Origin of the sequence: Aquibacillus rhizosphaerae, from assembly GCF_030282825.1 — a bacterium.
Classification (GTDB): Bacteria; Bacillota; Bacilli; order Bacillales; family Amphibacillaceae; genus Aquibacillus_C; species Aquibacillus_C rhizosphaerae.
The window spans coordinates 47359-70406 of the sequence record NZ_JASTZU010000021.1 but is presented as its reverse complement, the minus strand read 5'-3'; the positions used below and the strand labels follow the sequence as shown (position 1 = coordinate 70406).

Genomic DNA, 23048 nt, shown 5'->3' with positions numbered 1-23048 from the left:
CTCTTTAACCTTTTTTGCTACTACCTATCGTGAACGATTTTCTATGATAATCAGTCAGCCCATGCGTCTCAATCGCACTAATGTGATCTTTTGTTCCATAACCCATATTGGATGCAAAATTATAATTAGGATACCTTTCGTGTAGACTTTCCATCAGATTGTCCCTTGTTACTTTCGCAATCACACTTGCTGCTGCTATCGAGATGCTCTTTTGATCACCTTTAACAATGGACTCACTGGTACAAAGTACATCCTCCAATGGTACCGCATCGATTAATATATGGTCCGGAAATGGATTTAGTTGTTGAATTGATTTTTTCATCGCCTTCTTCGTTGCATTATAAATATTAATTTGATCTATCTCTTGATTATGAATAATGCCAACCCCAAAAGATACAGCCTCTTGTGTAATAATTGAATAAAATTCGTCCCGTTTTTTCTTACTTAACTGCTTTGAATCATTTAACCCTGGTAAATAAAAATCTTTATGTAGAATAACTGCAGCAGCAACAACCGGTCCAGCCAAAGGACCTCGACCAGCCTCATCGATACCAGCTATCCATGTTTTTCCTTGTCGATATTGAGTTCGCTCATATGTAAGCATTTTTTCAAATTGTTCTCTTTGTTGTTCCTTTTTTTGTATTTTTCGCTCATATTTTTCAATTAGTTTTTTTACACCGGTCCGCTCATCCAATTTCAAATATGTCAGTTGCTCGTCCGTTAACCTGTCATTTTTAAATAAATAATTAATCTCCGCTATTGTTTGTTGTTTCCCCACTATACTAAAACCTCCTATTCCTATTTTATCGGCAAAATTCAAAAAAAATAAAGGCATCCTTTTTTGAATGCCTAAACCTTTTCCTACTCCGGGTGCTCTAAAGTTAATTGCCCAAGTCGACCAGAACGTAAATCACGAATAATTACATCCGCAGTTTTTTCATAATTAACTTTTCCTCCACTTTCTAAGCAACCTCTAAGCACACCAATTTCTTCAAAAATTTCCGCCATATCATCTTGATTTTTCGTAATTTTAAACCTAGATTCTAACACTTTCGGATAATGGTTTTGCAGATAAGTAATTGTAAAGGCAGCAATATCCTCTAAGGGTAATAATTGGTCCTTAATAGTACCAATAGCTGCTAAACGGTAGCCAACAACCTGATCTTCAAATTTAGGCCATAATATTCCTGGAGTATCCAATAACTCAAAATCTTTTTTTACTTTAATCCACTGCTGACTTGTTGTCACACCGGGGCGATCACCAGTCTTTGCTATCTTTTTTCCTGCTAAACGATTAATAAGCGTCGATTTTCCAACATTGGGAATACCAATAATCATTGCACGTGCAGGTCTAGGTCTAATACCCTTCTTACGAAGTTTTTCTAACTTTGCCTTACCTAAATCCTTTGCAAGTGAAATTACACGCTGGATATCTTGTTTTTGCTGTACATCAACAGCTAATGCTGGAATATCCCTCTTTTTATAAGCATCTATCCAAGCATCTGTTTGATTCGGGTCAGCTAAATCTCTTTTCATTAAAACAATCATTTTTGGCTTATCTTGTAATACTTGTTGAAGCATTGGATTTTGCGAAGATTCTGGTGCTCTGGCATCTACAAGTTCAATTACAAAGTCAACAAGCTTTAATTTTTCTTGTACTTCTCTTTTTGCTTTAGCCATGTGCCCAGGAAACCATTGAATTGTCATAATATCATCCTATTCTTTTGTAAATCCTATCCGATTTGGTGGCCAATATATAATACTCGTTTCACCAACTAATTGATCATACGAAATAAGTCCTAATAGACGACTATCCGTTGAATTACTTCTATTATCTCCCAGAACCAATACATGATCATCAGGAATGGTTTGATATTCACCAGGAATATCCTCCATTGTAAAATCAAATGTGTACACTTGATTATTTGTTATTTGCGCTATTTTATCATTTAAGAACGGCTCGTCAACTTCTTCCCCATTAATGTACAATATTTCATCTTTCACCTCTACAGTTTCCCCTGGTAATCCAATTACTCGTTTAATATAATCTTTATCAAGAGTCGCATGAAAAACGACGATATCAAAACGTTCCGGGTCTCCGATTGTATAACTAAACTTATTGACAATCATGTGATCTCCGTTTTCTAATGTGGGTAACATCGAGGGGCCGTCAACTACAATAGGGGCAAAGAAAAACATACGTACCACAAACGCAAGAAGACCCGCAATAATAAGCGCTTTTATCCAATCAAGCCATTCACTTTTCTTTTTGGCCATCTACGTTCTCCTCCGAGCTTAATACAATAGTAATTATTAGGGATTATATGTATTATTATTCATTGATTTTATTTTAAAACAAATAATGTAACTAGTTTTTTAAGATTATTTTAAATAGAGAAAAAAGGAGCTTGACAAAGCAAGCTCCTTTTACATTTACAATTAGCGAATTTCTTTAATACGCGCAGCTTTACCACGTAGTTCACGAAGATAATAAAGTTTTGCACGACGTACTTTACCACGACGGCTTACTTCAATCTTGTCTACACGAGGTGAATGTACTGGAAAAGTACGTTCAACACCTACACCGTAAGAAATCTTACGTACAGTGAATGTCTCACTGATTCCGCCGTTTTGACGTTTGATAACTACGCCTTCAAACACCTGGATACGCTCACGAGTTCCTTCAACAACTTTAACGTGAACTTTTAATGTATCTCCAGGTCGGAAATCAGGACGATCGGTACGAAGTTGTTCTTTTGTTACTTCTTCGATTAAATTAGGCATCCTGTTACACTCCTTCCAAACCAATGCTCATATCTAAAACAAGTTTCTGAAAGCGGAACATCGTTTATACGACTTGAGAGTTATCTCAAGCACAACAAATAATATATCATATTTACCATAGCACTTCAACCATTATCTCATAGTTTTCAGAGTTTTTTTAACCATTCTATTTCTTTATCTGAAAGTGGATAGTCTTTTAATAACTCTTTCCTACGTTCATAAGTCCTTTTTAACGATTCTTGTTTGCGCCATTGGTCTATCTTGGCATGATTGCCCGATAATAGCACGTCAGGGACCTTAAGACCCCGGAAGTCAGCTGGCCGAGTATAATGGGGGTGCTCCAATAACCCTTGTGAAAAAGAATCTTCAGGTGCAGAAAGCTCATTACCTAGCACACCCGGTAAAAGTCGAACTACACTATCAATAACAACCATTGCCCCGAGTTCTCCACCAGTTAAAACATAATCACCTATAGATATTTCATCTGTTACTAAGTTTTGTCTAATTCTCTCATCATAACCTTCATAATGACCACAAATAAAGACAAGGTGATCTTCATTAGAAAACTCTAATGCCTTTTTCTGACTATGTGGTTCACCTTGTGGACACATAAGAACAATCCGTGGCTTTCTATCTGTATATTTTGTAAGATCCTCCACAGCATCAAATATAGGTTGTGGAGTGAGGACCATTCCCGCACCACCACCATATGGATAATCATCTACCTTATTATGTTTGTTTTCAGTATAATCACGGAAATTTATATAGTTAACATTAAATGCATTAGCTTCTTGTGCTTTTTTTAAAATTGAAGAATTAAACACGCCTTCAAACATTTCTGGAAACAACGTTAATATGTCAATTTGCATTAATCTAGCAATCCTTCCATTGGTTCAATTACAATGGTTTGCTCAGCTATATTCACTTGTTTTACTATATCTTCAATATAAGGAATGAGAATATCTTTTTGTTTATCTCGCTTTACTACCCAAACATCATTTGCGCCAGGAGATAATATCTCCTTTATCTCTCCTAATTCTTCTCCGGATACAGTAAGAACGCGACAGCCAATAATCTCATGGTAATAAAAGTCACCTTCTTCAAGTGGTGTCAGTTGATCTTGACTTATTTTCAAAAAGCCATCTTTAAAATGTTCGACTTGATTGATGGAATCATAAGATTCAAAGTGTAATAAATCAAAATTCTTATGTTGACGGTGTCCATCAATAACTAGTGGAACAACATGACTTTCATCTTTTCCTACAAAATAGAGTTTTTCACCATTTTTAAAACGTTCTTCAAAATCTGTTATCCTAACAACTTTAACTTCACCTTTAATTCCATGTGTATTTACTATTTTACCAACGTTAAATAAATTATCACTCATATAAATCACCTGCTATTTTATTTGAATCACAATACCGTCTTTTACGATGATTGCTTTATCATCTATTATCTCATCCCAATTACTACCTTCTGCAACTTCAACAAGAGATTCAACTTCACCTTCTGTTATTTCGCTTCCAATCGGTAATATGTTTAATTGTTCTAATTGGAAATCTAACCATTTCATCTTGTCTTTCCGCTTAGTTATTTCTTTTTGAAACCTCTTATATACCTCTTCTTTTGAAACGCCTTTTTTATTTTGGAGTTTCTTCTGCTCAAATAAAAGCTGTTGACACTCTTGTTCAAGTTGCTGTTTATTTTCGTAAAAGCTATGTTCAAGTTTATTTTTACTAGCTTCAGTAAGTATTTGCTTTACAGGTATTTTTTGAATAATTTTCACTGTACTTCAGCCTCTCTCAAGAAGGATAAAGAAACCAACGAAATAAAATAATATTAATAGATAGTGAAAAAAGGGAAAGGTTCCCCCTCTCCCTTTCTACACAATATCAAGATAAATACGCTTTTTCGTATCCGATCCCGCTGCATAAACAACAGTTCGAATCGCTTTTGCAATCCTACCATTCTTGCCAATTACTTTTCCCACATCATCTGGATTCACAGACAAATGATAAACAATTTTATGCTCTTCTTCATTTTCTGTTACTACTATGTCATCTGGATAATCAACTAATGGTGTTACTATTGTTTCTATCAAGGATTTCATCATGATATCACACTACTTTACTTTTGGTTTTTAGAGTCGTGGAATTTCTTCATGATGCCTTCGTTTGAAAATAAGTTACGTACTGTATCGCTTGGCTTAGCTCCTTTAGCCATCCAATCAAGAGCTTTTTCTTCATCTAATTTCACTTCAACCGGGTTTGCTACCGGATTGTATGTGCCAATTTGCTCGATTAAACGTCCGTCACGAGGAGAACGTGAATCAGCAACTACTACACGATAAAATGGATTTCTTTTTGATCCCATACGCTTTAGGCGAATTTTTACTGCCATGTGTTCGCACCTCCATAAATAATTGTTTTACACAAGTTTAGATTCTATCAGAATTTAATTTGTCTGTAAAGTGTTTTTACATTACATGAATGGAAAATTAAGTCCTTTTCCTTTTTTACCTTTTTTTCCGCCTTGCATATTCGTCATTTGTTTCATCATTTTTTTCATATCTTCAAACTGCTTTAAGAGTCTATTCACTTCGGAAACTGATCTTCCAGACCCCTTTGCTATCCGCTTCTTACGGCTTGCATTCATCAAACTTGGATCCTGTCTTTCTTTTTTTGTCATGGATTGAATGATCGCTTCCACATGAGAAATTTGCTTCTCATCAAATTGAACATTTTTTAAGCCTTTCATCTTGTTAGCACCCGGTAACATTCCGATAAGATCTTCTAAAGGTCCCATATTTTTCACTTGACCCATTTGTTCTAGAAAGTCATCGAACGTAAATGAAGCAGAACGCATCTTTTGTTCTAACTCTTTTGCTTTTTTCTCATCTACATTATCTTGTGCTTTCTCAATAAGAGACAAAACATCTCCCATACCAAGAATTCGAGACGCCATCCGTTCTGGATGAAATGCTTCTAACTCATCGAGCTTCTCACCCATACCAGCAAACTTAATTGGCTTATCAGTGACTGCTTTTATAGACAATGCAGCACCACCACGTGTGTCACCATCTAACTTAGTTAAAACTACTCCAGAGATGTCTAATTGCTCGTTAAAGCTCTCTGCTACATTAACAGCATCTTGTCCTGTCATAGCATCAACCACTAAGAAAATTTCATTTGGATTCACATTCGTCTTGATTTGTTGTAATTCATCCATCAAATCAGTATCCACATGAAGTCGACCAGCTGTATCTATAATTACATAATCATTATGCTCAGCTTTTGCTTGTTCAATAGCTTTGTTGGCTATTTCAACAGGGCTTACTTCCGTACCTAATGAAAATACAGGCATTCCCAGTTGGCTACCAAGTGTCTCTAATTGCTTGATTGCTGCTGGACGATATATATCAGCTGCAACAAGTAGAGGTTTTCGGTTATATTTTTTTCGTAATAAATTGGCCAACTTACCTGTAGTAGTTGTTTTACCAGCACCTTGTAAACCTACCATCATAATTACAGTTGGCGACCTGTCAGCAACTGCTATTTTACTTTGCTCTCCACCCATTAAACTAGTTAATTCTTCTTTTACTACTTTAATGACTTGTTGACCAGGTGTTAAACTTTCCATAACCTCTTGACCGACAGCACGCTCTTTTACACGTTTAACAAAATCTTTCACAACTTTAAAGTTAACATCCGCTTCCAATAAAGCAAGACGGACTTCACGTGTCATTTCTTTTACATCTTGTTCAGTTACTTTACCTTTGCCCTTAATCTTTTGTATTGTACTCTGTAGGCGGTCGGCTAAACCTTCAAATGCCATATAACTCGCCTCCTAATCTAATTCTCTTAACGATTTTATTAATGAATCAATATCTTTCAATTCGTGACTAACTACCATTTGTTCTAACTGTTCGATTAAATGCATTCTCTGTTGAAATTTATCATATAGTTGTAATTTCTTTTCATAAGCCTCTAACATGGATTCGGTTCGACGAATATTATCATAGACAGCTTGTCTGGAAACTTCACTTGTTTCTGATATTTCTCCTAGAGAATAGTCTTCTAAATAATACATTTCCATATAGTTTCTTTGCTTAGGAGTTAATAATTCTTGATAAAAATCAAACAGAAAATTAACGCGAGTAGTTTTTTCCAACAATTTGAGCACTCCCTTTAAGTGAAATGCCTTTAGTCAGCAAAGCACAAACCTGTTTCATAACGGTTGGACTTAATTTCACTAGTTCATTGGGGATAAAGACAGCAAAAGTAATTCAATGTCCTTTCCCTTACATGTGAGGGAACTCTCACGATAGTACTAGAACTAGCTGTAGTCCGACATTGTATTATTCTCAGCAATCATAAATGTCATAAAAATACTATCGGAATAACCCTATATCTGTCAAGTAATTATTCTTGATTGTCATCCAACATATCAGCAAACAAGCCATACACAAATGCATGAGCGTCAAATGACTGTAAGTCTGTCACTTTTTCACCTAATCCTATAAATTTAACAGGAATTTGCAACTCATTTCTAATCGCGAGTACAATTCCACCCTTAGCAGTTCCATCTAGTTTTGTAAGTACGATTCCAGTAACATCTGTCGATTCAGAAAATGTTTTAGCTTGACTCATTGCATTCTGTCCTGTTGTGGCATCTAACACTAGTAACACTTCATGTGGTGCACCTGGAATTTCTTTTTCAATTACACGCTTCACTTTAGAAAGTTCATTCATTAAATTAACTTTGTTTTGCAATCTACCTGCAGTATCACATAAAAGCACATCCGCATTACGAGATTTTGCTGCTTTTACTCCATCATAAATGACAGCAGCAGGATCACTCCCAGCATTATGTTTAACGACTTCTACGCCAACTCTCTCTCCCCATACTTCAAGCTGTTCTATAGCACCAGCACGAAACGTATCGCCAGCTGCTAGTACTACTTTTTTTCCTTCTTGTTTAAGTTGATGGGCCACTTTTCCAATAGTCGTGGTTTTACCTACACCATTTACACCTACAAATAATACAACTGATAATTCACCTTCTTGCAAATTCAATTTTTCTACAGATTCGTTGTCTTCACCATAATAAATTTCAACGAGTTTTTCCGAAATTACTTCTTTCACCTTAGAAGTATCTTTAATATTTTGACGTTTTACTTCCATTTTCAGTTCATCGATTAAATCCATGACGGTAGACACACCGACATCAGCAGAAATAAGAATTTCTTCTAAATCCTCAAAAAAATCTTCATCTACTTTTCTATATTTAGCAACGAGATCATTTATTTTACTTGAGAATGAATTTCTTGTTTTTGATAAGCCTTCTTTATACTTATCCGATACTTCCGTTTCTTCGTTACCTGTAAACTTATCTTTAAGCTTCTTGAAAAAACTCATACTATCTTCCTTTCATTAACTAATCTAAATTTTATGTTTTAACTAATTCCGGTGTGTCTTCAAGCTTAACTGAAACTAATCTTGAAACACCTGACTCTTGCATTGTAACTCCATATAAAACGTCCGCCTCTTCCATTGTACCTTTACGATGTGTAATAACTATAAACTGAGTTTTGTCACTGTAGTCTTTCAAATAACTTGCAAATCGATTCACATTTGCTTCATCCAATGCCGCTTCAACTTCATCCAATACACAAAACGGCACAGGTCTTACTCGTAATATTGCAAACAGTAATGCTATAGCCGTTAAAGCGCGTTCCCCTCCTGATAATAGTCCAAGGTGCTGTGATTTCTTTCCAGGAGGCTGTGCAATAATATCCACACCGGTATCAAGAATATTGGTTGGATCAGTCAATTTTAATTCAGCTCTTCCACCACCAAATAGCTTTTCAAATACGATAGTGAATTCTTCTTTTATGGAATAAAAAGTAGTTTCAAACCTTCGTTTCATCTCTTCATCCATTTCAGATATTACGCTGTATAAAGTTTCCTTCGCTTGGACTAAATCTGTTTGTTGCTCTGTTAGAAACTGATAGCGTTCCTCAATCCGTTCATACTCATCAATTGCACCTAGATTTACTGTACCTAATTCATCAATAGAACGTTTGATAAGCTTCACTTCACGTTTTGCTTCATCAATTTGAGTAGCCTTTTCATAATCCTTTTGCGCCTTTTCAAATGTAATCATATATTCACTTTGTAGATGATTCAGCCTGTTCTCCAACTCAACATCTAACCTACTAGCTTTTACTTCTTTATCTTTTATGGCATACATCATAGATTGATGTAATCTATTTTGCTCTTTTAATTCTCTTTCAATATCTGTTATCTGTTGAGTTTGTTTCATTCGATCTTGACGTCTAAGTTGAATTAAATTAGTTGTGTTATCTTTTTGTTGTTGTTTATCTGCCAACTTAGCATCTATTGCTTCTTCCGTATCTTCATTTTTATTAAACTCAAGTAGTTGCTTAAGTTGTTGATTATTATTATTTAAAGCAAGATGTGCTTCGTCTAATGATACCCGTATGTTATGTGTCTTTTCTTTATAATTTCTAACTTTTGCTTCTTGTTCAGCAAAAGTGACTTGAAGTTTATGAATTTCTTCCTCAAGCTGTTTTTGATTATGCTTATGTTTTGATTGTTGCTCAGATAATCCATCAATTTGCAGTTGTATTTCTTTTAGCTGATGATTTAGAGACTCAAGTTCTTTTGTTAACGTTTCATCTCTTTCCTTTAATCCCGTAAAATCAGCTTCAAACTGCATTTTATCTTGGTCATATAATTGTAAATTTTCATTTAAATGAGCAATATTCACTTCTCTTTCAGTAACTTTGGAAATAACTTCTTGCTCTTTTTGTTGCTTCTGATTTATCTCAGTTCTTAGTTGCTCAAGTTGATTTTCTTTCTCGTCTACCAATTGTTTATGTTTTTTTACTTTTAATTCGAAGTTCTCTGCTTTATTTTGATATTCTTCTAGCTTATTTGTGATTTCTTGTAGATCTTTGTCCCTTGTAAACAAAGATTGATTCGTTTTCTTTTGTGCACCACCTGACATGGAGCCTCCTGGGTTAACCACATCCCCATCCAAGGTTACTACTCGGAACCTTCGACCTAATTGGACAGCAATTTCATTGGCATCTTTTAGATTGGTTGCAATCACAACATTTCCTAATAAATACTTAATCACATTCTGATACTTAGTATCAAAAGTAATTAAATCTGACGCCACACCTACAAATCCGTTATGACTGTTGACCTTAGAAATTAAATCATCCGATATAAATTTTGCTTTCATCGCTGTCATTGGTAAAAAAGTGGCCCTACCCTTATTCGTTTGCTTTAACCAATGTATAGCTTTTCTAGCGACAGACTCATCTTTGACTACAATATGTTGTGCTTGTCCACCGAGCGTTGTCTCAATTGCTGTAATATAATCTTTTGGAACTTCTAAAAGCTCAATCACTGCACCGTGGATATCATAAAGTACGTTTTCTTCTCTTGCTTTCAGTACTTCTTTTACACCTTGAAAAAAACCTTGGAAATCTTCTTTCATATCCTCAAGCATTTCTTTTTTCGACTTTAGCTTTTCAAGGTATTGATAACCTTGATATAGTTTTGTCTGTAATTCTTGGTATGTTTCCTTATCTTTTTCAATTTCCGTTTTCATATTTTTAAGTTTTTCCTGAAGTGCTTGTCTTTCCTTTGTGCGTATTTGCAACGATTTATTAAGCTGCTCAAGTTCTTCATTCATTTTTTCCCGTTCATCGACAAGGCCTTGAAATTTTGAGTTTTGGTTATTCTTTTTTGTTCCAATTTGTGATAATTGCTTTTCAATAGACTGTCTTTCATTTCGTTTTGCTGCTTGTCCATTCAATCTTTCAATATAATCACTTTTTAATTCTTCTATCTGTTCTTCAATATCTTCCTCTGTCGTCGATAACCTGTTCGTCAATTGATCAATTTTAGAGCGTGTTGCATTCTTTTCTTCAGTAACTTTTTTAAGATTCGCTTGTTCATTTTCGTACTCTTGTTCTAGTTTCTGAACTCTACCATTGTAGGTGTCGCCATCCTGCTCAAGCTTCGATTTGTTAGACTCAAAATGCAAAGATCTTTCATTGATTAATTTTTTTGTTCCTTGCAGATTTTCTAATTCTTGCGTTAATATCAACAAAGATTCTTGCAATTCTTCAATAGATTGATCTAGGTCTTCCATTTTACTCTTATCCTGTTCAATGCTAGCTTCCTTCTGTTGGACCTTTGTTTTTATTTGAAGTTCTTGGTGTTTATCTGTTTCAATTTCTGCTAATATATGAGTCCAATCTTTATGTAAAACCTCAATTTCAGCAATTAACAAAGAAATTTCTTTTTCCTTTAATTCCTCTTTCTTTTCTAAATAATCTTTCGCTATTACTGCTTGCTGTTTTAATGGATCTAATTGATTTTCAATTTCGTATATAATATCTTCAACACGATTTAGATTTTCCTGTGTTTCTGCAAGCTTATACTCTGCTTTTTTCTTACGATTTTTATATTTTAAAACACCTGCAGCTTCTTCAAATATCGTTCTACGTTCTTCTGCCTTGGAACTTAAAATTTCTTCTACTTTCCCTTGACTTATAATGGAAAACGCTTCTCTTCCTAGCCCAGAATCCATAAATAGATCTACAATATCTTTTAGACGACAAGTTTGTTTATTTATCAAGAATTCACTTTCTCCAGATCGATATACCCTTCTCGTTACGCTGACTTCCTCATAATCAATTGGTAGCATTTGATCAGAATTATCTAAAGTAAGTGTGACCTCAGCTACATTTAATGCTTTTCTAGAATCACTACCCTGGAAGATAATGTCTTCCATTTTTGCTCCTCTCAAAGATCTTGCAGATTGCTCTCCAAGAACCCAGCGAATTGCATCAGTTATATTACTTTTACCACTACCATTAGGTCCAACTACTGCTGTAACTCCTGTAACAAAGTCCACAGATATTCGTTCAGCAAAAGATTTGAACCCTACAGTATCTAATCGTTTTAGGAACATAATCATTCTCCTATAGAAATATACATTCTTAAGTTTAATCTTAAAAAAATATGAATAGTTTATAATATTATCTTTCATCAAAAATCCGTCTTTTAACAAAATTCATTTGCATTTCAACTAATTTATTTTATCATAAAGAAGAGGGACTTAGAAGAATTCATTGAATTAATAATTAGAAGGAGTGTTTATTTTGAATCTAAATGAACCAACACAAGAAAATTTAGCATTCATCATTGATGAAATGGCTACTATGTTACAAGTAGTTAATCGATCCATCATGGATCCTGAAGATTATGACTTAGAAAAATATGATGAGCTAAAATCATTATATGATATGTTGAAACAAAAGGGGCAACTAAGCGTTGCAGAGACTCAAGCATTTGTACAAGAACTAGCAGACAACAGGATTCAAAAAAACTAATATTACATCATTTCAATTAGCCTACCAAGGTAATAAAAATAAAAGGTACAAAGTTAGACAAAATTAAAATACTGACATCTCCACTAATAGATGTCAGTATCTTTTCTCATTGTAAATCATCTAAAGCTTTTTTAGCAGCACGTTGTTCTGCTTCTTTCTTAGTCCTACCGTATCCTACTCCTGCAATCTTCGTATTAATTACTACTTCTGCAACAAATTCCTTATTATGTGCCGGGCCTCTCTCTTCAACAATTACATATTCAACAATACTATTTTTATTTCTTTGAACAAACTCTTGCAGTTTACTTTTATAATCCATCGCATGCGAAAAAGCACCTGTACTTATTTGAGGATAAACATATCTTTCTAGGAATAGTAAAACTTGTTCGAACCCTTGGTCTAAATAAAGAGCCCCGATAAAGGATTCGAATACATCAGCCAACAAAGCAGGTCTATTTCTTCCACCAGTCATTTCTTCACCTTTACCTAAAAGGATGTAGTTGCTAAAATTAATATCGTTTGCAAAATTAACTAATGCAGGTTCACATACAATAGAAGCTCGAAGCTTTGTTAATTCTCCCTCAGCCATTCCTGGAAACTTACGATATAAGTATTGAGATACTCCTAGTTCTAAAACAGCATCCCCTAAAAATTCTAATCTTTCATTATCCTCAAATTCTTTTTTTCGATGCTCATTCACATAAGATGAATGGGTAAAAGCTTGCTTTAATAAATTCTCGTTATTAAAATTAAAACCTAATTCTTGCTGTAATTGTTTTAAACTCATTGTTTCACCACCTACCCAATATTTATTCTATGAAATATGAGGAAAGTCTCGCGATGCGAGACTTTCCTAAATATCAAAAAAACGTCATTCGCATTCTCTAAAAAAGCAAGGCGAATGACGAGTTTCTCTAATGAAATCCTGAATAATCACAAATAAGAAAAAGTTATTATTGTTTGCTGCTTATGTAATTCACAGCATCACCAACTGTTCCGATTTTTTCTGCATCTTCATCAGCAATCTCCATATCAAATTCATCTTCAAGCTCCATTACAAGCTCCACGACATCTAGTGAGTCTGCTTCTAAGTCGTCTTTAAAAGAAGCTTCCATTGTAACCTTAGACTCTTCAACATCTAAACGGTCAACAACGATCTTCTTTACGCGATCAAAAGTATCTGCCATAGCAACTTCACCCCCTTTCAAATATAAAAAACAAACAAATATGACAAACATGGTACCTTAATCAGTGTGATTGATTCCTACTAGATCTACAGCGTAAATAAGAACTGTATAACCATGTTTGTTTCGTTCACTTCAGATTATGCATAAACATTTTCCTACATCACCATTCCGCCATCCACATGAATAGTCTGACCAGTAATATAATTTGCATCCTCTGATGCTAGGAATCGTGCAACCCTTGCTACATCTTCCCCTTTACCAAGTTTATCTAACGGGATTAACTCCAACATTCCCGCTCTTTGTTCATCAGTTAATTGATCCGTCATATCTGTTTCAATAAAGCCAGGAGCAATTGCATTAACTAATATATTTCTAGAGGCTAATTCCTTCGCATTGGACTTTGTCATACCAATCACACCAGCTTTAGCTGCTACATAATTTGCTTGCCCAGGATTCCCACTAACACCCACTACCGATGCAATATTAATAATTCTCCCACTTCTTTGTTTCATCATTTGTCTTGTGACACCTTTGGTACAAAGAAAAACGCCTTTTAAATTGGTTTGAATCACTTCATCAAATTCTTCTTCTTTCATACGCATTAATAAATTATCTCTAGTAATACCCGCATTATTAACAAGTATATCAAGACTACCAAACTCACTTACAACTTGTTTGATCATGTCTTTCACTTCAGATTCCTTCGCCACATTTGCTTTTATTTTAATCGCAGTGGCTCCAAGATTTTCAATTTCTTCCACAACTTCGTGTGCTTTTTGCTCATTTCCCGAGAAGTTGACTGCGACCTTAGCACCTTGACTTGCTAATTCTAAGGCAATTGCTCTCCCTATTCCACGAGATGCCCCAGTAACTAGAGCTGCTTTTCCTTGTAGCATTAGGATTCCTCCTTGTACCATTGAATAAACATTTCCACTGACTCATAATCTTGAAGCGTAAATGTTTTCATCCTACGGTTTACTTTTTTAACCAATCCTGATAATACCTTACCATTTCCAATTTCTACAATGGCATCCAATTCATCTTGTAACATATTTTCAATTATTTCTTCAAATCGAACAGGTGAATAAAGTTGTTTAATTAATAGCTTGGTAAGTTCATTTTTGTCAGATTCCTTCTTTGCGGTTACATTTGCATAGATAGGTATTTGTGCATCCGAAATCTCAACAGTTTGAAATGCTTCTTCTAATTGTTGTGCAGCAGGTTTCATTAACTTTGAATGAAAAGGACCACTAACATTTAAAAGGATAACGCGTTTCGCACCGGCTTCTTTTAATTGAACTGAAGCTATTTCAATTCCCTTTTTCGTACCAGAAATAACAACTTGCCCAGGACAATTATAATTTGCGATATCGACGGTCTCATCCGTATCACTTAGAGAATTAATTACTTCTATGATTTTATCACTAGGAAGACCTAGTACCGCAGCCATAGTCCCCTGACCTTTTGGGAATGCCTTTTCCATTAATCTTCCTCTTGTTTGCACTAATGGTAGCGCATCTTCCAGTGAGATAGCACCTGACGCCACTAGTGCACTATATTCTCCTAGGCTATGACCAGCCGTCACTTCAGGATAAATCCCTTGCTCGTTTAACACTTTATTAATAACAGCACTATTTAACAACAATGCTGGTTGAGCATTCTCCGTATTTGTTAGTTCTTCAACTGGTCCATCGAACATTAACGACGTTAGCGAATTTCCTAACAATTTGTCTGCAATATTGAATGATTCTTTGATTTGCGGATAATTTTCATACAAATCTTTCCCCATTCCCACAGTTTGAGAACCTTGCCCTGGAAAGATAAAAGCTACCTTTTTCATTTTATTCCTCCTCATTTATTAACTGGAGTGAATGTATTGTCGTTTCAATTGTTTGTGTAACATTATTTTCGACCATATGGCAAGCTTGTTTAATAGCGCTATATATAGCTCTGGCATTTGAAGAGCCATGAGCTTTAATGACTGGTGCTGCCAATCCAAACAAACCTGCACCACCGTACTCTGAATAATCTAATTGATTTTTTAGTACTCTTAAATCATTTTTAATTAAACTTGCTGCAAATTTAGTTTTTAAATTAGACATCATTGTTTCCTTAATCATAGAAAACATGGTTAGCGCAGTACCTTCTATTGTTTTTAAAGCAATATTACCACTAAATCCATCTGTCACAACGACATCAGCCACTCCATTTAGTAAATCTCGTGCTTCTACATTTCCAATAAAGTTAATTGGTGCTTCTTTTAATTCATTGAATGCTTTTTTAGTAAGATCGTTACCTTTTCCGTCTTCGGTTCCTACGTTTAATAAGCCTACACGAGGTGAAGTTACTCCACGAACTTTTTCCGTATAAATCGAGCCCATTATTCCGTACTGTAACAAATGTTGCGATTTCGCATCCACATTTGCTCCAACATCTAATAATAAAAATCCTTCACCATTTTGTGTAGGTAAGGTTGGACTAAGAGCTGGACGATCAATCCCTTTGATCCTTCCAATTATAAACAAGCCTGCACTCATTAATGCCCCAGTATTACCAGCCGATATACAAGCCTCCGCCCGCATCTCTTTTACTTCATTTGCCATTAAAACTAAAGAAGCATTTTTCTTGCGACGGACAGCTCTTACTGGCTCATCTTCACTTGATATCACTTCTGTTGTATGTATTATACTTATTTTCGAATGGTCTGAGGTTAAATATTTGGCAATTTTTTCTTTATCACCGATTAAAGTTATTTCTAAGTTAGGAATATCTTTCACAGCCTCTATAGCACCTAAAACAATTTCTTTAGGGGCATGATCTCCACCCATGGCATCAATGGCTATTTTCATCGATAAAATCTCCTTTTTGTTGATTTGAACGATACATTTCAAATACACCTGAAAAAACTTTTTCATTTTCAACATAACTAATCACTTGAACAGTAGTTCTTTCTTTTACCTCATCAGAAATTTGAACGTTAGCTTTTGCTACTACGCGTTCACCTTCATTAACTTGACGAGTAAACTTAATTTCCGCCTTTGCCGTTAAAGCTAATTCATCATCTATTACTGCAACTGCAAGTGAATTTGCTTGAGCAAACAAATGATGCCCACGCGCAATTTTATTTCTAGAAAAGACATGTTCACGGTTAATATCAAGAATTGATATTGCACGTTTATCTAGTTCAAGATCGATTACTTCTCCAATAACTTCATCAATATGTAGAGCTTTGACTGTTTCATTCCACTGATATGTGGCAACAGATTTTATCCGTTCACGCAACTCAGGAATTGACAATTCCATCCGATCTAATCGGATCGTTTGAATACTAACTTGAAATTTTTTTGCTAATTCCTCGTCTGTAATAAACGGCATTTCATCTATTGTTTCCTTAAGTAATCGTTGCCTTTCTTTTTTATTTCTTTTCATTTTCGACACCATCCAGTTGGTCTTATAAACTGTTTTATATTATAAATAAAAGTAAATTTATGACTAGGTACTAATAGTAATATATAATACCAAATGAATTTATGCAAGTATTACTAATCCAATGTTTCTCCGTTTAAAATCACTTCTTGTTTAAGTAGTTTATATAACCTTGAATAATTAGGATTATTCTGTAGCCAACCAGCATTAATTATATCTTGAGCATCATTTCTCGCTGTTTCTAGCGCACGATAATCATGAACCATATCCCCGACTTTAAACTCAGGCAATCCACTTTGCTTCTTACCAAAGAAATCCCCAGGTCCCCTCAGCTGCAGGTCTTGTTCAGATAGTTCGAATCCATTTATTGTTTCCGTCATGATTCTCATTCTTTCCTTTCCTACATCACCTTTAGGGTCTGCTAGCAAGATGCAATAACTTTGTGACTCACCTCGTCCAACCCTTCCTCTAAGTTGATGTAACTGTGACAAACCAAACCTTTCTGCGTCATATATGACCATCACGGTCGCATTAGGAACATTTACGCCAACTTCAACTACGGTTGTTGAGACTAATACTTGTATTTGGTTTTGTGCATATTGTCTCATTACTTCTTCTTTTTCATTCGAATGCAGTCTTCCATGCATCAATCCTACTTTTATATTGGGTTCATAATTAGCTTGTAATTGATGATAAAGATCTACAGCATTTTGGATATCTAATTTATCTGATTCTTCTATCAGAGGGCAAATTACATAAGCTTGATGTCCTTGTTCAACTTCCTTGGCTATAAAATCCAAGACACGATCAAGCATCTGTTCTTTAACCCAATATGTTTCTATTTCTTTACGACCAAGTGGCATCTCATCTATCTGCGATACATCCATATCACCAAATGTGGTAATTGCCAATGTACGTGGAATGGGAGTTGCTGTCATAAATAACACATCTGGATGGATTCCTTTATCTCGTAATGTTTTTCTCTGGTTAACCCCAAAACGATGTTGTTCATCGATAATCACTGTTCCTAGATTAGAGAACAATACTTCATCTTGGATTAATGCGTGTGTTCCAACAATAATATTTGCTTCTTGTGATTTAATTTTAGCCAAAATTTCTTTTCGTTTTTTACCTTTAATCGAACCAGTCAGTAAGACAACATTAGCATATCCTTCAAATAGTTCTTTAAACGACTGATAGTGTTGTTCCGCCAGTATCTCTGTTGGGACCATTAGAGCACTTTGTTTACCAGCTGTTAGGGATGCATATAAACTAATTGCAGCAACAGCTGTTTTTCCAGAACCAACATCACCTTGTAATAAACGATTCATTCGATATGGGGACTCTAAATCCTTCAATATCTCTTTTAATGACTTATTTTGAGCATCAGTGAGTTTGAATGGTAAACGAGAAATAAAGTGATCTACTTTCCTATAATCGTATGCTTGGCTATTTCCTTCTGTGGCTTCTTTATGGCGCTTTCTTAACAGCTGCATTTTTAATTGAAATAATAAAAACTCTTCATATATAAATCTTCTTTTCGCATGCTTTAATGCTTGAAAGTTTGCAGGATAATGCATTTGCTTCAAGGCCTCGGATCTAGGTGGTAGTTTATAGGATTCCAAGTACTCATCAGGTAGAATTTCTACTACTTCATGACTATATTGAGTTAATGCAGTTGATATTAACTTTTTGAGTTGTCTAGTTGTTACATCGCCTTTTAATGGGTATATAGGTTGGATTGGATCTTCTGCTTTAGCTCGACCTTTTTTATAATTACTAATTGTAATTTGCAAACGATGCTGATCCCATTTACCGGTTAGTGTAACAATTTCTCCTGCTTGAAGTTGTTTCTTAGCAAAAGCTCGATTAAACATTACCCCTTTAACAACCATGTGTTCAACTTGTACATTTAAAACTAACCTTGATTTTTTTCTACCATAAAAAGTAAGGGAAGGTTCTCCAATTATTTCACCTTCGATTGTAACCTTCTCATTATGAACAAGTTGATTTAAGGGTTTTATTTCATAATTATCATATCTATTCGGAAAATAAAACAATAAGTCATTAATCGTTCTAATATCCATTCCAACTAATGATTGATATAACTTATCACCAACCCCTTTAATATTTATGACGGGTTCATTTATCACTCATCTCACTCTTTCTCTGTAGATATTCCATAAATTTTAGCAGCCAATGCTTTACCTGTTGGAGTTGCTGCTAACCCTCCTTCTGCAGTTTCTTTTAATGCGGTTGGCATTGATTGACCAATTCGGTACATTGCCCCAATAACTTCATCACATGGGATTCTACTTGTAATTCCAGCAAGTGCCATATCAGCAGATACGATAGCATTGGAAGCACCAGCAGCATTTCTTTTCACACAAGGAACCTCTACCAATCCAGCGACTGGATCACAAACAAGTCCAAGCATATTTTTCAATGTGATCGCAAAGGCTTCTGCACTTTGACTTGGACTTCCACCAGCCATTTCTACCACTGCAGCTGATGCCATTGCTGCAGCTGAACCTACTTCTGCCTGACACCCACCAGCAGCTCCAGAAATAAAAGCATTATTTGCAACCACATATCCAAAAGCTCCGGATGTAAATAAAAAGTTTATCATTTGTTCACGAGTTGGATCTAATTTAGCCTTTACAGCAAATAACGCACCAGGGACACATCCTGCACTACCTGCAGTTGGGGTGGCGCATATCGTACCCATTGCAGCATTTACTTCATTAGTAGCTACCGCTTTACTAACTGCATCTAGCAACAAATGACCAGATAATGTATCCCGTTCATCCATATATTTTTGAAGCAAAACTGCATCCCCACCAGTTAAACCTGAATGTGATTTGACCCCTTTCAACCCATCTTCCACAGCTTTTTCCATTACTTGAAGGTTTCTTTCCATCAGACCGATAATTTCCTCACGGGTCTTATCCTGAACGTCCATCTCTTGACGAATCATCGCTTCAGATATAGCTATGTTTTCTTTTTCAGTTATCTCTATCAATTCCTTAACATTACGAAACATAATTGTTTCCTCCTATATGTCTGACAAAGCTGTTGTATTTTTAGTCAATGATTTTAGCAACTTGTAATATATGATTTGCATGCATTAATTCTTTCTCCAGAGATTCATCAATATTCTGGTCAACTTCAATTACCATTAATGCTTCTTTCCCAACATCTTTTCGTGACACTTCCATTCGACCAATATTAATTTTATATTTAGCTAAAATTTGAGCCACCGATGCAATAGCTCCGAATCTATCATTATGCATAACTAGGATGGCTGGATGATTACCTGATAGATGAAGATCAAATCCATTTAATTCTGTAATCTCTACCTTACCCCCACCAATCGAAATCCCAACTAATTCAAGATCTCCACGCTCGTCACCCATTTTTAGGCGCGCGGTATTAGGATGATCTGTAGCACCCTCATCTTGATAAAAGTGCACTTTGATGCCTTTATCTTTGGCAGTTTCAAGGGAATTAGTAATTCTTGTATCATCTGTACTATAATCCAAGATTCCTCCGATGATAGCAACATCCGTCCCATGTCCTTTATATGTTTTAGCAAAAGATCCATAAAAATAAACTTCTACCCATTGCGGTTGTCGACCGAAGAGAGTTCTAGCAGATTTTCCAATTCTTGCTGCTCCAGCAGTATGGGAGCTAGAAGGACCTATCATTACGGGACCAATAATATCAAATACGGATTTAAACTTCATAAGTTTACACCAACCTTATAGGTAATTGTTTTATTAAGATAAGTATAACGGTTAGAAATACAAAAAAGAAGTACATTACTTCATCTCACGGTTTAGATGAAGTTTGACTTGTATAATTAAAATGTCAGAGAAACGAACTTAATTTCCACTTATTCACAATTAGTTATATTTTTCATAAAATAAGGCTGTTTTCATAAACATTGTTTCCTTACAGCCCTCAAAACTTGATAGAAAGTTTGCAGTAACTTCCTTGCGTTTTTTCTAAGTTGAGTGCTCAATCCAACGCTATGGAAAAACACTCGCTTAGAATAACTCTCTTTTCTAGAGAAGAAATATACGAAGTCTTTTAGAAACTACAAAGATGTTTTCTTAGTGCTATGCACTCAAATACTGTCCTAATGGAAAAATGAAGACAATGAACCCACAAGTGAGCGCTCTTACCTGCCATCGAAAAACCTAGGTTTATTTTTACCGTTTGCATAGCGCATCTTTTTACACTTATTCAGCCACTCCTACTTATGGTGGTTGATTGAGAGCGTAGGGAAGTCGATCCTTGAAAATACAGTTCAATTTTCTGCGTGCGGTGCAAATTCAGGAAGCAAATTCAAAGTCCTGAGGGAACAGCGCAATCTTCTGAGTTAGCTGACGCCGTGCCCACGGAAAGCGACTGCCAGAAGTGGAAATCAACATAGCAGTTAGTGCAAACTTTATAAGAATACGTCAAAAAGAAAAAAGCTCTATCGGATTAGACAGAGCTTTAAACTATTCAATTCTATTCAATTGAAAATATATAAGAATAAATCGGTTGATTGCCCTTGTGTACCTCAAGTTCTAATTCTTCAAAAGTATCATTTATATAACTTTCAATTTCTTTCACTTCTTGCTCACTACCATCTTCACCTTGAAGAATTGTAATAATTTCGTCATCTTCTTCAATCATTTCAGATAGTAACTGCTTAATTACAGTGAGTTTATCTTTATCATTCACTTTAATCTTTCCATCAGCTAACCCCATAAAGTTGCCATTTTCAATAGTCATACCATCTATTTGCGTATCACGCACAGCATACGTAATTTGCCCTGTTTTCACTTGCTTACTTGCCTCTATCATGTTTTGCTTATTCTCATCTAGTTCTGCTTCTGGATGAAAAGCTAAAAGCGCACTCATACCTTGAGGAATAGTTTTTGTCGGAACAACAACCACATTTTCTTCAGCTAGCTCAGCAGCTTGCTCAGCTGCCATTATGATATTTTTATTATTCGGAAGAACAATTATATTTTTTGCATTCGCTTCATTGATTGCATCTGTAATATCCTTAGTACTTGGATTCATCGTTTGGCCACCTTGAATTACAACGGTCGCACCAAGACTTTCTAAAAGCTCTTTTAAACCCTCGCCCATAGCAACAGACACAATTCCGAATTCAGACTTTTCTTTTGTCTTTTTAGAAGTCTTTGGTTTGTCTCCAACAATAGACGTGTGTTGTTCCCTCATATTTTCAACTTTGATATTTAAAAAACTACCAAATCGTTGACCTAAATTTAATACTTGACCAGGTTCTTCCACGTGTACATGGACTTTTATTATTTCATCATCTGAAACTACAAGTAATGAATCACCTATTTCGCTTAATTCACTTCTAAATTCCTCTTCATTATAAGGATTATCCTTTAATTTATCGTCCTCAAATTTGACCATTATTTCTGTACAATAACCAAATTCAATATCTTCAGTATTCATGAAATCTTGTGCTAGTTTATGGTGTTCTGCATTTACCATATCATGTATATCTATAGAACTTTCACTAGTTGTAGGTAATTCTTCACCTTTTAGCGAAGCTAAAAACCCCTCATATATTGTTACAAGTCCTTGACCACCACTATCAACAACTCCTACTTCTTTTAGTACTGGAAGCAGGTCTGGAGTACGCTTTAAAGAGGTTCTAGATGCTTTTAATACCCCTTCCATAAATACAATCATATCATCTGTTGATTCAGCTATTTCGATTGATTTATTGGCTGTATCTTTGGCAACAGTTAAAATTGTTCCCTCTACCGGCTTAATAACTGCTTTATAAGCCGTTTTAACACCAACATCTAAGCCTTTTGCAAAATCTTTAGGTGTTAAGCTTTTTTTTCCTTCAATACCTTTTGCAAATCCACGAAATAATTGCGAAAGAATAACACCCGAGTTACCTCTAGCACCCATCAATAACCCTTTAGCAAGGGCTTGTGCTACATCAGTTACTTGGTCAGCATTGACGCTTTTGACTTCATTTGCACCAGAAGTCATAGATAAATTCATATTTGTTCCAGTATCTCCATCAGGTACTGGGAAGACATTTAGAGCATCAATCATTTTGGCGTTATTAGTTAAATGGTTTGCTCCTGAGAGTACCATTTGCGCGAAAGTATTTCCATCTAACGTTCTAACCTTCACTTCCAACTTCCTCCTTCTTAAACGGTCTA

At 35.3% G+C, this 23048-nt stretch carries 24 protein-coding genes; 1 reads left to right on the top strand and 23 read right to left on the bottom strand.

The window, feature by feature from the left end; translation table 11 throughout:
* Positions 1-4: 4 nt before the first annotated feature.
* The 13 genes from QQS35_RS06190 to smc form a co-directional block, all read right to left on the bottom strand.
* Positions 5-778: a ribonuclease HII gene (locus QQS35_RS06190; RefSeq protein ID WP_285931043.1), complete on the bottom strand. Its 774-nt coding sequence runs from the start codon at positions 776-778 to the stop codon at positions 5-7.
* 83 nt (positions 779-861) lie between these two features.
* Positions 862-1707 carry a ribosome biogenesis GTPase YlqF gene (gene ylqF / locus QQS35_RS06185; RefSeq protein WP_285931042.1) on the bottom strand — a complete coding sequence of 282 codons (846 nt, stop codon included), beginning with the start codon at positions 1705-1707 and terminating at the stop codon, positions 862-864.
* Positions 1708-1716: 9 nt separating this feature from the next.
* Entirely contained in the window at positions 1717-2277 is a 561-nt protein-coding gene (gene lepB / locus QQS35_RS06180) for a signal peptidase I (RefSeq protein ID WP_285931041.1), read from the bottom strand.
* A 162-nt stretch (positions 2278-2439) separates the two neighbouring features.
* Positions 2440-2784, bottom strand: coding sequence for a 50S ribosomal protein L19 (rplS, locus tag QQS35_RS06175; RefSeq protein WP_285931121.1), 345 nt, complete (start codon positions 2782-2784; stop codon positions 2440-2442).
* A 146-nt stretch (positions 2785-2930) separates the two neighbouring features.
* Positions 2931-3653 carry a tRNA (guanosine(37)-N1)-methyltransferase TrmD gene (gene trmD, locus QQS35_RS06170; protein ID WP_285931039.1) on the bottom strand — a complete coding sequence of 241 codons (723 nt, stop codon included), beginning with the start codon at positions 3651-3653 and terminating at the stop codon, positions 2931-2933.
* The gene (gene rimM / locus QQS35_RS06165; RefSeq protein WP_285931038.1) at positions 3653-4171 is read right to left on the bottom strand and encodes a ribosome maturation factor RimM; all 519 of its coding nucleotides are present in this window, start codon (positions 4169-4171) and stop codon (positions 3653-3655) included. Before rimM ends, trmD begins: the two co-directional genes overlap by 1 nt.
* A 12-nt stretch (positions 4172-4183) precedes the next feature.
* Positions 4184-4570 carry a YlqD family protein gene (locus QQS35_RS06160; RefSeq protein ID WP_285931037.1) on the bottom strand — a complete coding sequence of 129 codons (387 nt, stop codon included), beginning with the start codon at positions 4568-4570 and terminating at the stop codon, positions 4184-4186.
* A gap of 96 nt (positions 4571-4666) precedes the next feature.
* Entirely contained in the window at positions 4667-4894 is a 228-nt protein-coding gene (locus tag QQS35_RS06155; RefSeq protein ID WP_285931120.1) for a KH domain-containing protein, read from the bottom strand.
* 17 nt (positions 4895-4911) lie between these two features.
* A complete protein-coding gene (rpsP, locus tag QQS35_RS06150; RefSeq protein WP_285931036.1) occupies positions 4912-5184 on the bottom strand; it encodes a 30S ribosomal protein S16 in 273 nt (90 codons plus the stop codon).
* An 81-nt stretch (positions 5185-5265) separates the two neighbouring features.
* Positions 5266-6618: a signal recognition particle protein gene (ffh, locus tag QQS35_RS06145; protein ID WP_285931035.1), complete on the bottom strand. Its 1353-nt coding sequence runs from the start codon at positions 6616-6618 to the stop codon at positions 5266-5268.
* Positions 6619-6630: 12 nt separating this feature from the next.
* Positions 6631-6957 (bottom strand): putative DNA-binding protein, encoded by a 327-nt coding sequence (locus tag QQS35_RS06140; protein ID WP_285931034.1) that lies wholly within the window; start codon positions 6955-6957, stop codon positions 6631-6633.
* Positions 6958-7205: 248 nt separating this feature from the next.
* The gene (gene ftsY / locus QQS35_RS06135) at positions 7206-8201 is read right to left on the bottom strand and encodes a signal recognition particle-docking protein FtsY (RefSeq protein WP_285931033.1); all 996 of its coding nucleotides are present in this window, start codon (positions 8199-8201) and stop codon (positions 7206-7208) included.
* A 31-nt stretch (positions 8202-8232) separates the two neighbouring features.
* Positions 8233-11799 (bottom strand): chromosome segregation protein SMC, encoded by a 3567-nt coding sequence (smc, locus tag QQS35_RS06130; protein WP_285931032.1) that lies wholly within the window; start codon positions 11797-11799, stop codon positions 8233-8235.
* A 190-nt stretch (positions 11800-11989) separates the two neighbouring features.
* Between smc and QQS35_RS06125 the strand changes: the two genes are divergently transcribed.
* Positions 11990-12220: a DUF1128 domain-containing protein gene (locus QQS35_RS06125; RefSeq protein ID WP_285931031.1), complete on the top strand. Its 231-nt coding sequence runs from the start codon at positions 11990-11992 to the stop codon at positions 12218-12220.
* Positions 12221-12326: 106 nt separating this feature from the next.
* Here the strand turns inward: QQS35_RS06125 and rnc are convergent, their stop codons facing one another.
* The 10 genes from rnc to QQS35_RS06075 all read right to left on the bottom strand — a co-directional run bounded on the left by rnc (position 12327) and on the right by QQS35_RS06075 (position 23019).
* Positions 12327-13007 (bottom strand): ribonuclease III, encoded by a 681-nt coding sequence (rnc, locus tag QQS35_RS06120; protein ID WP_285931030.1) that lies wholly within the window; start codon positions 13005-13007, stop codon positions 12327-12329.
* A 166-nt stretch (positions 13008-13173) separates the two neighbouring features.
* Positions 13174-13407: an acyl carrier protein gene (locus tag QQS35_RS06115; protein WP_285931029.1), complete on the bottom strand. Its 234-nt coding sequence runs from the start codon at positions 13405-13407 to the stop codon at positions 13174-13176.
* A gap of 155 nt (positions 13408-13562) precedes the next feature.
* Positions 13563-14303 (bottom strand): 3-oxoacyl-[acyl-carrier-protein] reductase, encoded by a 741-nt coding sequence (gene fabG / locus QQS35_RS06110; protein WP_285931028.1) that lies wholly within the window; start codon positions 14301-14303, stop codon positions 13563-13565.
* On the bottom strand, positions 14303-15247 hold the full coding sequence (fabD, locus tag QQS35_RS06105) for an ACP S-malonyltransferase (protein ID WP_285931026.1): 945 nt from the start codon (positions 15245-15247) through the stop codon (positions 14303-14305). The genes fabG and fabD overlap by 1 nt, the downstream gene beginning before the upstream one ends.
* A gap of 1 nt (position 15248) precedes the next feature.
* Positions 15249-16256, bottom strand: coding sequence for a phosphate acyltransferase PlsX (plsX, locus tag QQS35_RS06100; protein WP_285931025.1), 1008 nt, complete (start codon positions 16254-16256; stop codon positions 15249-15251).
* Positions 16240-16836 (bottom strand): transcription factor FapR, encoded by a 597-nt coding sequence (gene fapR, locus QQS35_RS06095; RefSeq protein ID WP_285931024.1) that lies wholly within the window; start codon positions 16834-16836, stop codon positions 16240-16242. Before fapR ends, plsX begins: the two co-directional genes overlap by 17 nt.
* Positions 16837-16949: 113 nt before the next feature.
* Positions 16950-18986 carry an ATP-dependent DNA helicase RecG gene (gene recG / locus QQS35_RS06090; RefSeq protein WP_285931023.1) on the bottom strand — a complete coding sequence of 679 codons (2037 nt, stop codon included), beginning with the start codon at positions 18984-18986 and terminating at the stop codon, positions 16950-16952.
* Between the two features lie 5 nt (positions 18987-18991).
* On the bottom strand, positions 18992-19876 hold the full coding sequence (sdaAA, locus tag QQS35_RS06085) for an L-serine ammonia-lyase, iron-sulfur-dependent, subunit alpha (protein ID WP_285931022.1): 885 nt from the start codon (positions 19874-19876) through the stop codon (positions 18992-18994).
* A gap of 40 nt (positions 19877-19916) precedes the next feature.
* Positions 19917-20579 carry an L-serine ammonia-lyase, iron-sulfur-dependent subunit beta gene (sdaAB, locus tag QQS35_RS06080; RefSeq protein WP_285931021.1) on the bottom strand — a complete coding sequence of 221 codons (663 nt, stop codon included), beginning with the start codon at positions 20577-20579 and terminating at the stop codon, positions 19917-19919.
* Between the two features lie 772 nt (positions 20580-21351).
* Positions 21352-23019 carry a DAK2 domain-containing protein gene (locus QQS35_RS06075; RefSeq protein WP_285931020.1) on the bottom strand — a complete coding sequence of 556 codons (1668 nt, stop codon included), beginning with the start codon at positions 23017-23019 and terminating at the stop codon, positions 21352-21354.
* Positions 23020-23048 lie beyond the last annotated feature (29 nt).

Bases quoted from the DNA above. Each gene is read 5' to 3' on its own strand.
- QQS35_RS06115 (WP_285931029.1), bottom strand. From the start codon at position 13,407: ATGGCAGATACTTTTGATCGCGTAAAGAAGATCGTTGTTGACCGTTTA.
- rpsP (WP_285931036.1), bottom strand. From the start codon at position 5,184: ATGGCAGTAAAAATTCGCCTAAAGCGTATGGGATCAAAAAGAAATCCA.
- sdaAB (WP_285931021.1), bottom strand. From the start codon at position 20,579: ATGAAGTTTAAATCCGTATTTGATATTATTGGTCCCGTAATGATAGGT.
- ylqF (WP_285931042.1), bottom strand. From the start codon at position 1,707: ATGACAATTCAATGGTTTCCTGGGCACATGGCTAAAGCAAAAAGAGAA.
- ftsY (WP_285931033.1), bottom strand. From the start codon at position 8,201: ATGAGTTTTTTCAAGAAGCTTAAAGATAAGTTTACAGGTAACGAAGAA.
- plsX (WP_285931025.1), bottom strand. From the start codon at position 16,256: ATGAAAATAGCCATTGATGCCATGGGTGGAGATCATGCCCCTAAAGAA.
- fabG (WP_285931028.1), bottom strand. From the start codon at position 14,303: ATGCTACAAGGAAAAGCAGCTCTAGTTACTGGGGCATCTCGTGGAATA.
- smc (WP_285931032.1), bottom strand. From the start codon at position 11,799: ATGTTCCTAAAACGATTAGATACTGTAGGGTTCAAATCTTTTGCTGAA.
- rimM (WP_285931038.1), bottom strand. From the start codon at position 4,171: ATGAGTGATAATTTATTTAACGTTGGTAAAATAGTAAATACACATGGA.
- rnc (WP_285931030.1), bottom strand. From the start codon at position 13,007: ATGAGTTTAAAACAATTACAGCAAGAATTAGGTTTTAATTTTAATAAC.
- fapR (WP_285931024.1), bottom strand. From the start codon at position 16,836: ATGAAAAGAAATAAAAAAGAAAGGCAACGATTACTTAAGGAAACAATA.
- fabD (WP_285931026.1), bottom strand. From the start codon at position 15,247: ATGAAAAAGGTAGCTTTTATCTTTCCAGGGCAAGGTTCTCAAACTGTG.
- lepB (WP_285931041.1), bottom strand. From the start codon at position 2,277: ATGGCCAAAAAGAAAAGTGAATGGCTTGATTGGATAAAAGCGCTTATT.
- sdaAA (WP_285931022.1), bottom strand. From the start codon at position 19,876: ATGTTTCGTAATGTTAAGGAATTGATAGAGATAACTGAAAAAGAAAAC.
- rplS (WP_285931121.1), bottom strand. From the start codon at position 2,784: ATGCCTAATTTAATCGAAGAAGTAACAAAAGAACAACTTCGTACCGAT.
- ffh (WP_285931035.1), bottom strand. From the start codon at position 6,618: ATGGCATTTGAAGGTTTAGCCGACCGCCTACAGAGTACAATACAAAAG.
- QQS35_RS06155 (WP_285931120.1), bottom strand. From the start codon at position 4,894: ATGAAATCCTTGATAGAAACAATAGTAACACCATTAGTTGATTATCCA.
- trmD (WP_285931039.1), bottom strand. From the start codon at position 3,653: ATGCAAATTGACATATTAACGTTGTTTCCAGAAATGTTTGAAGGCGTG.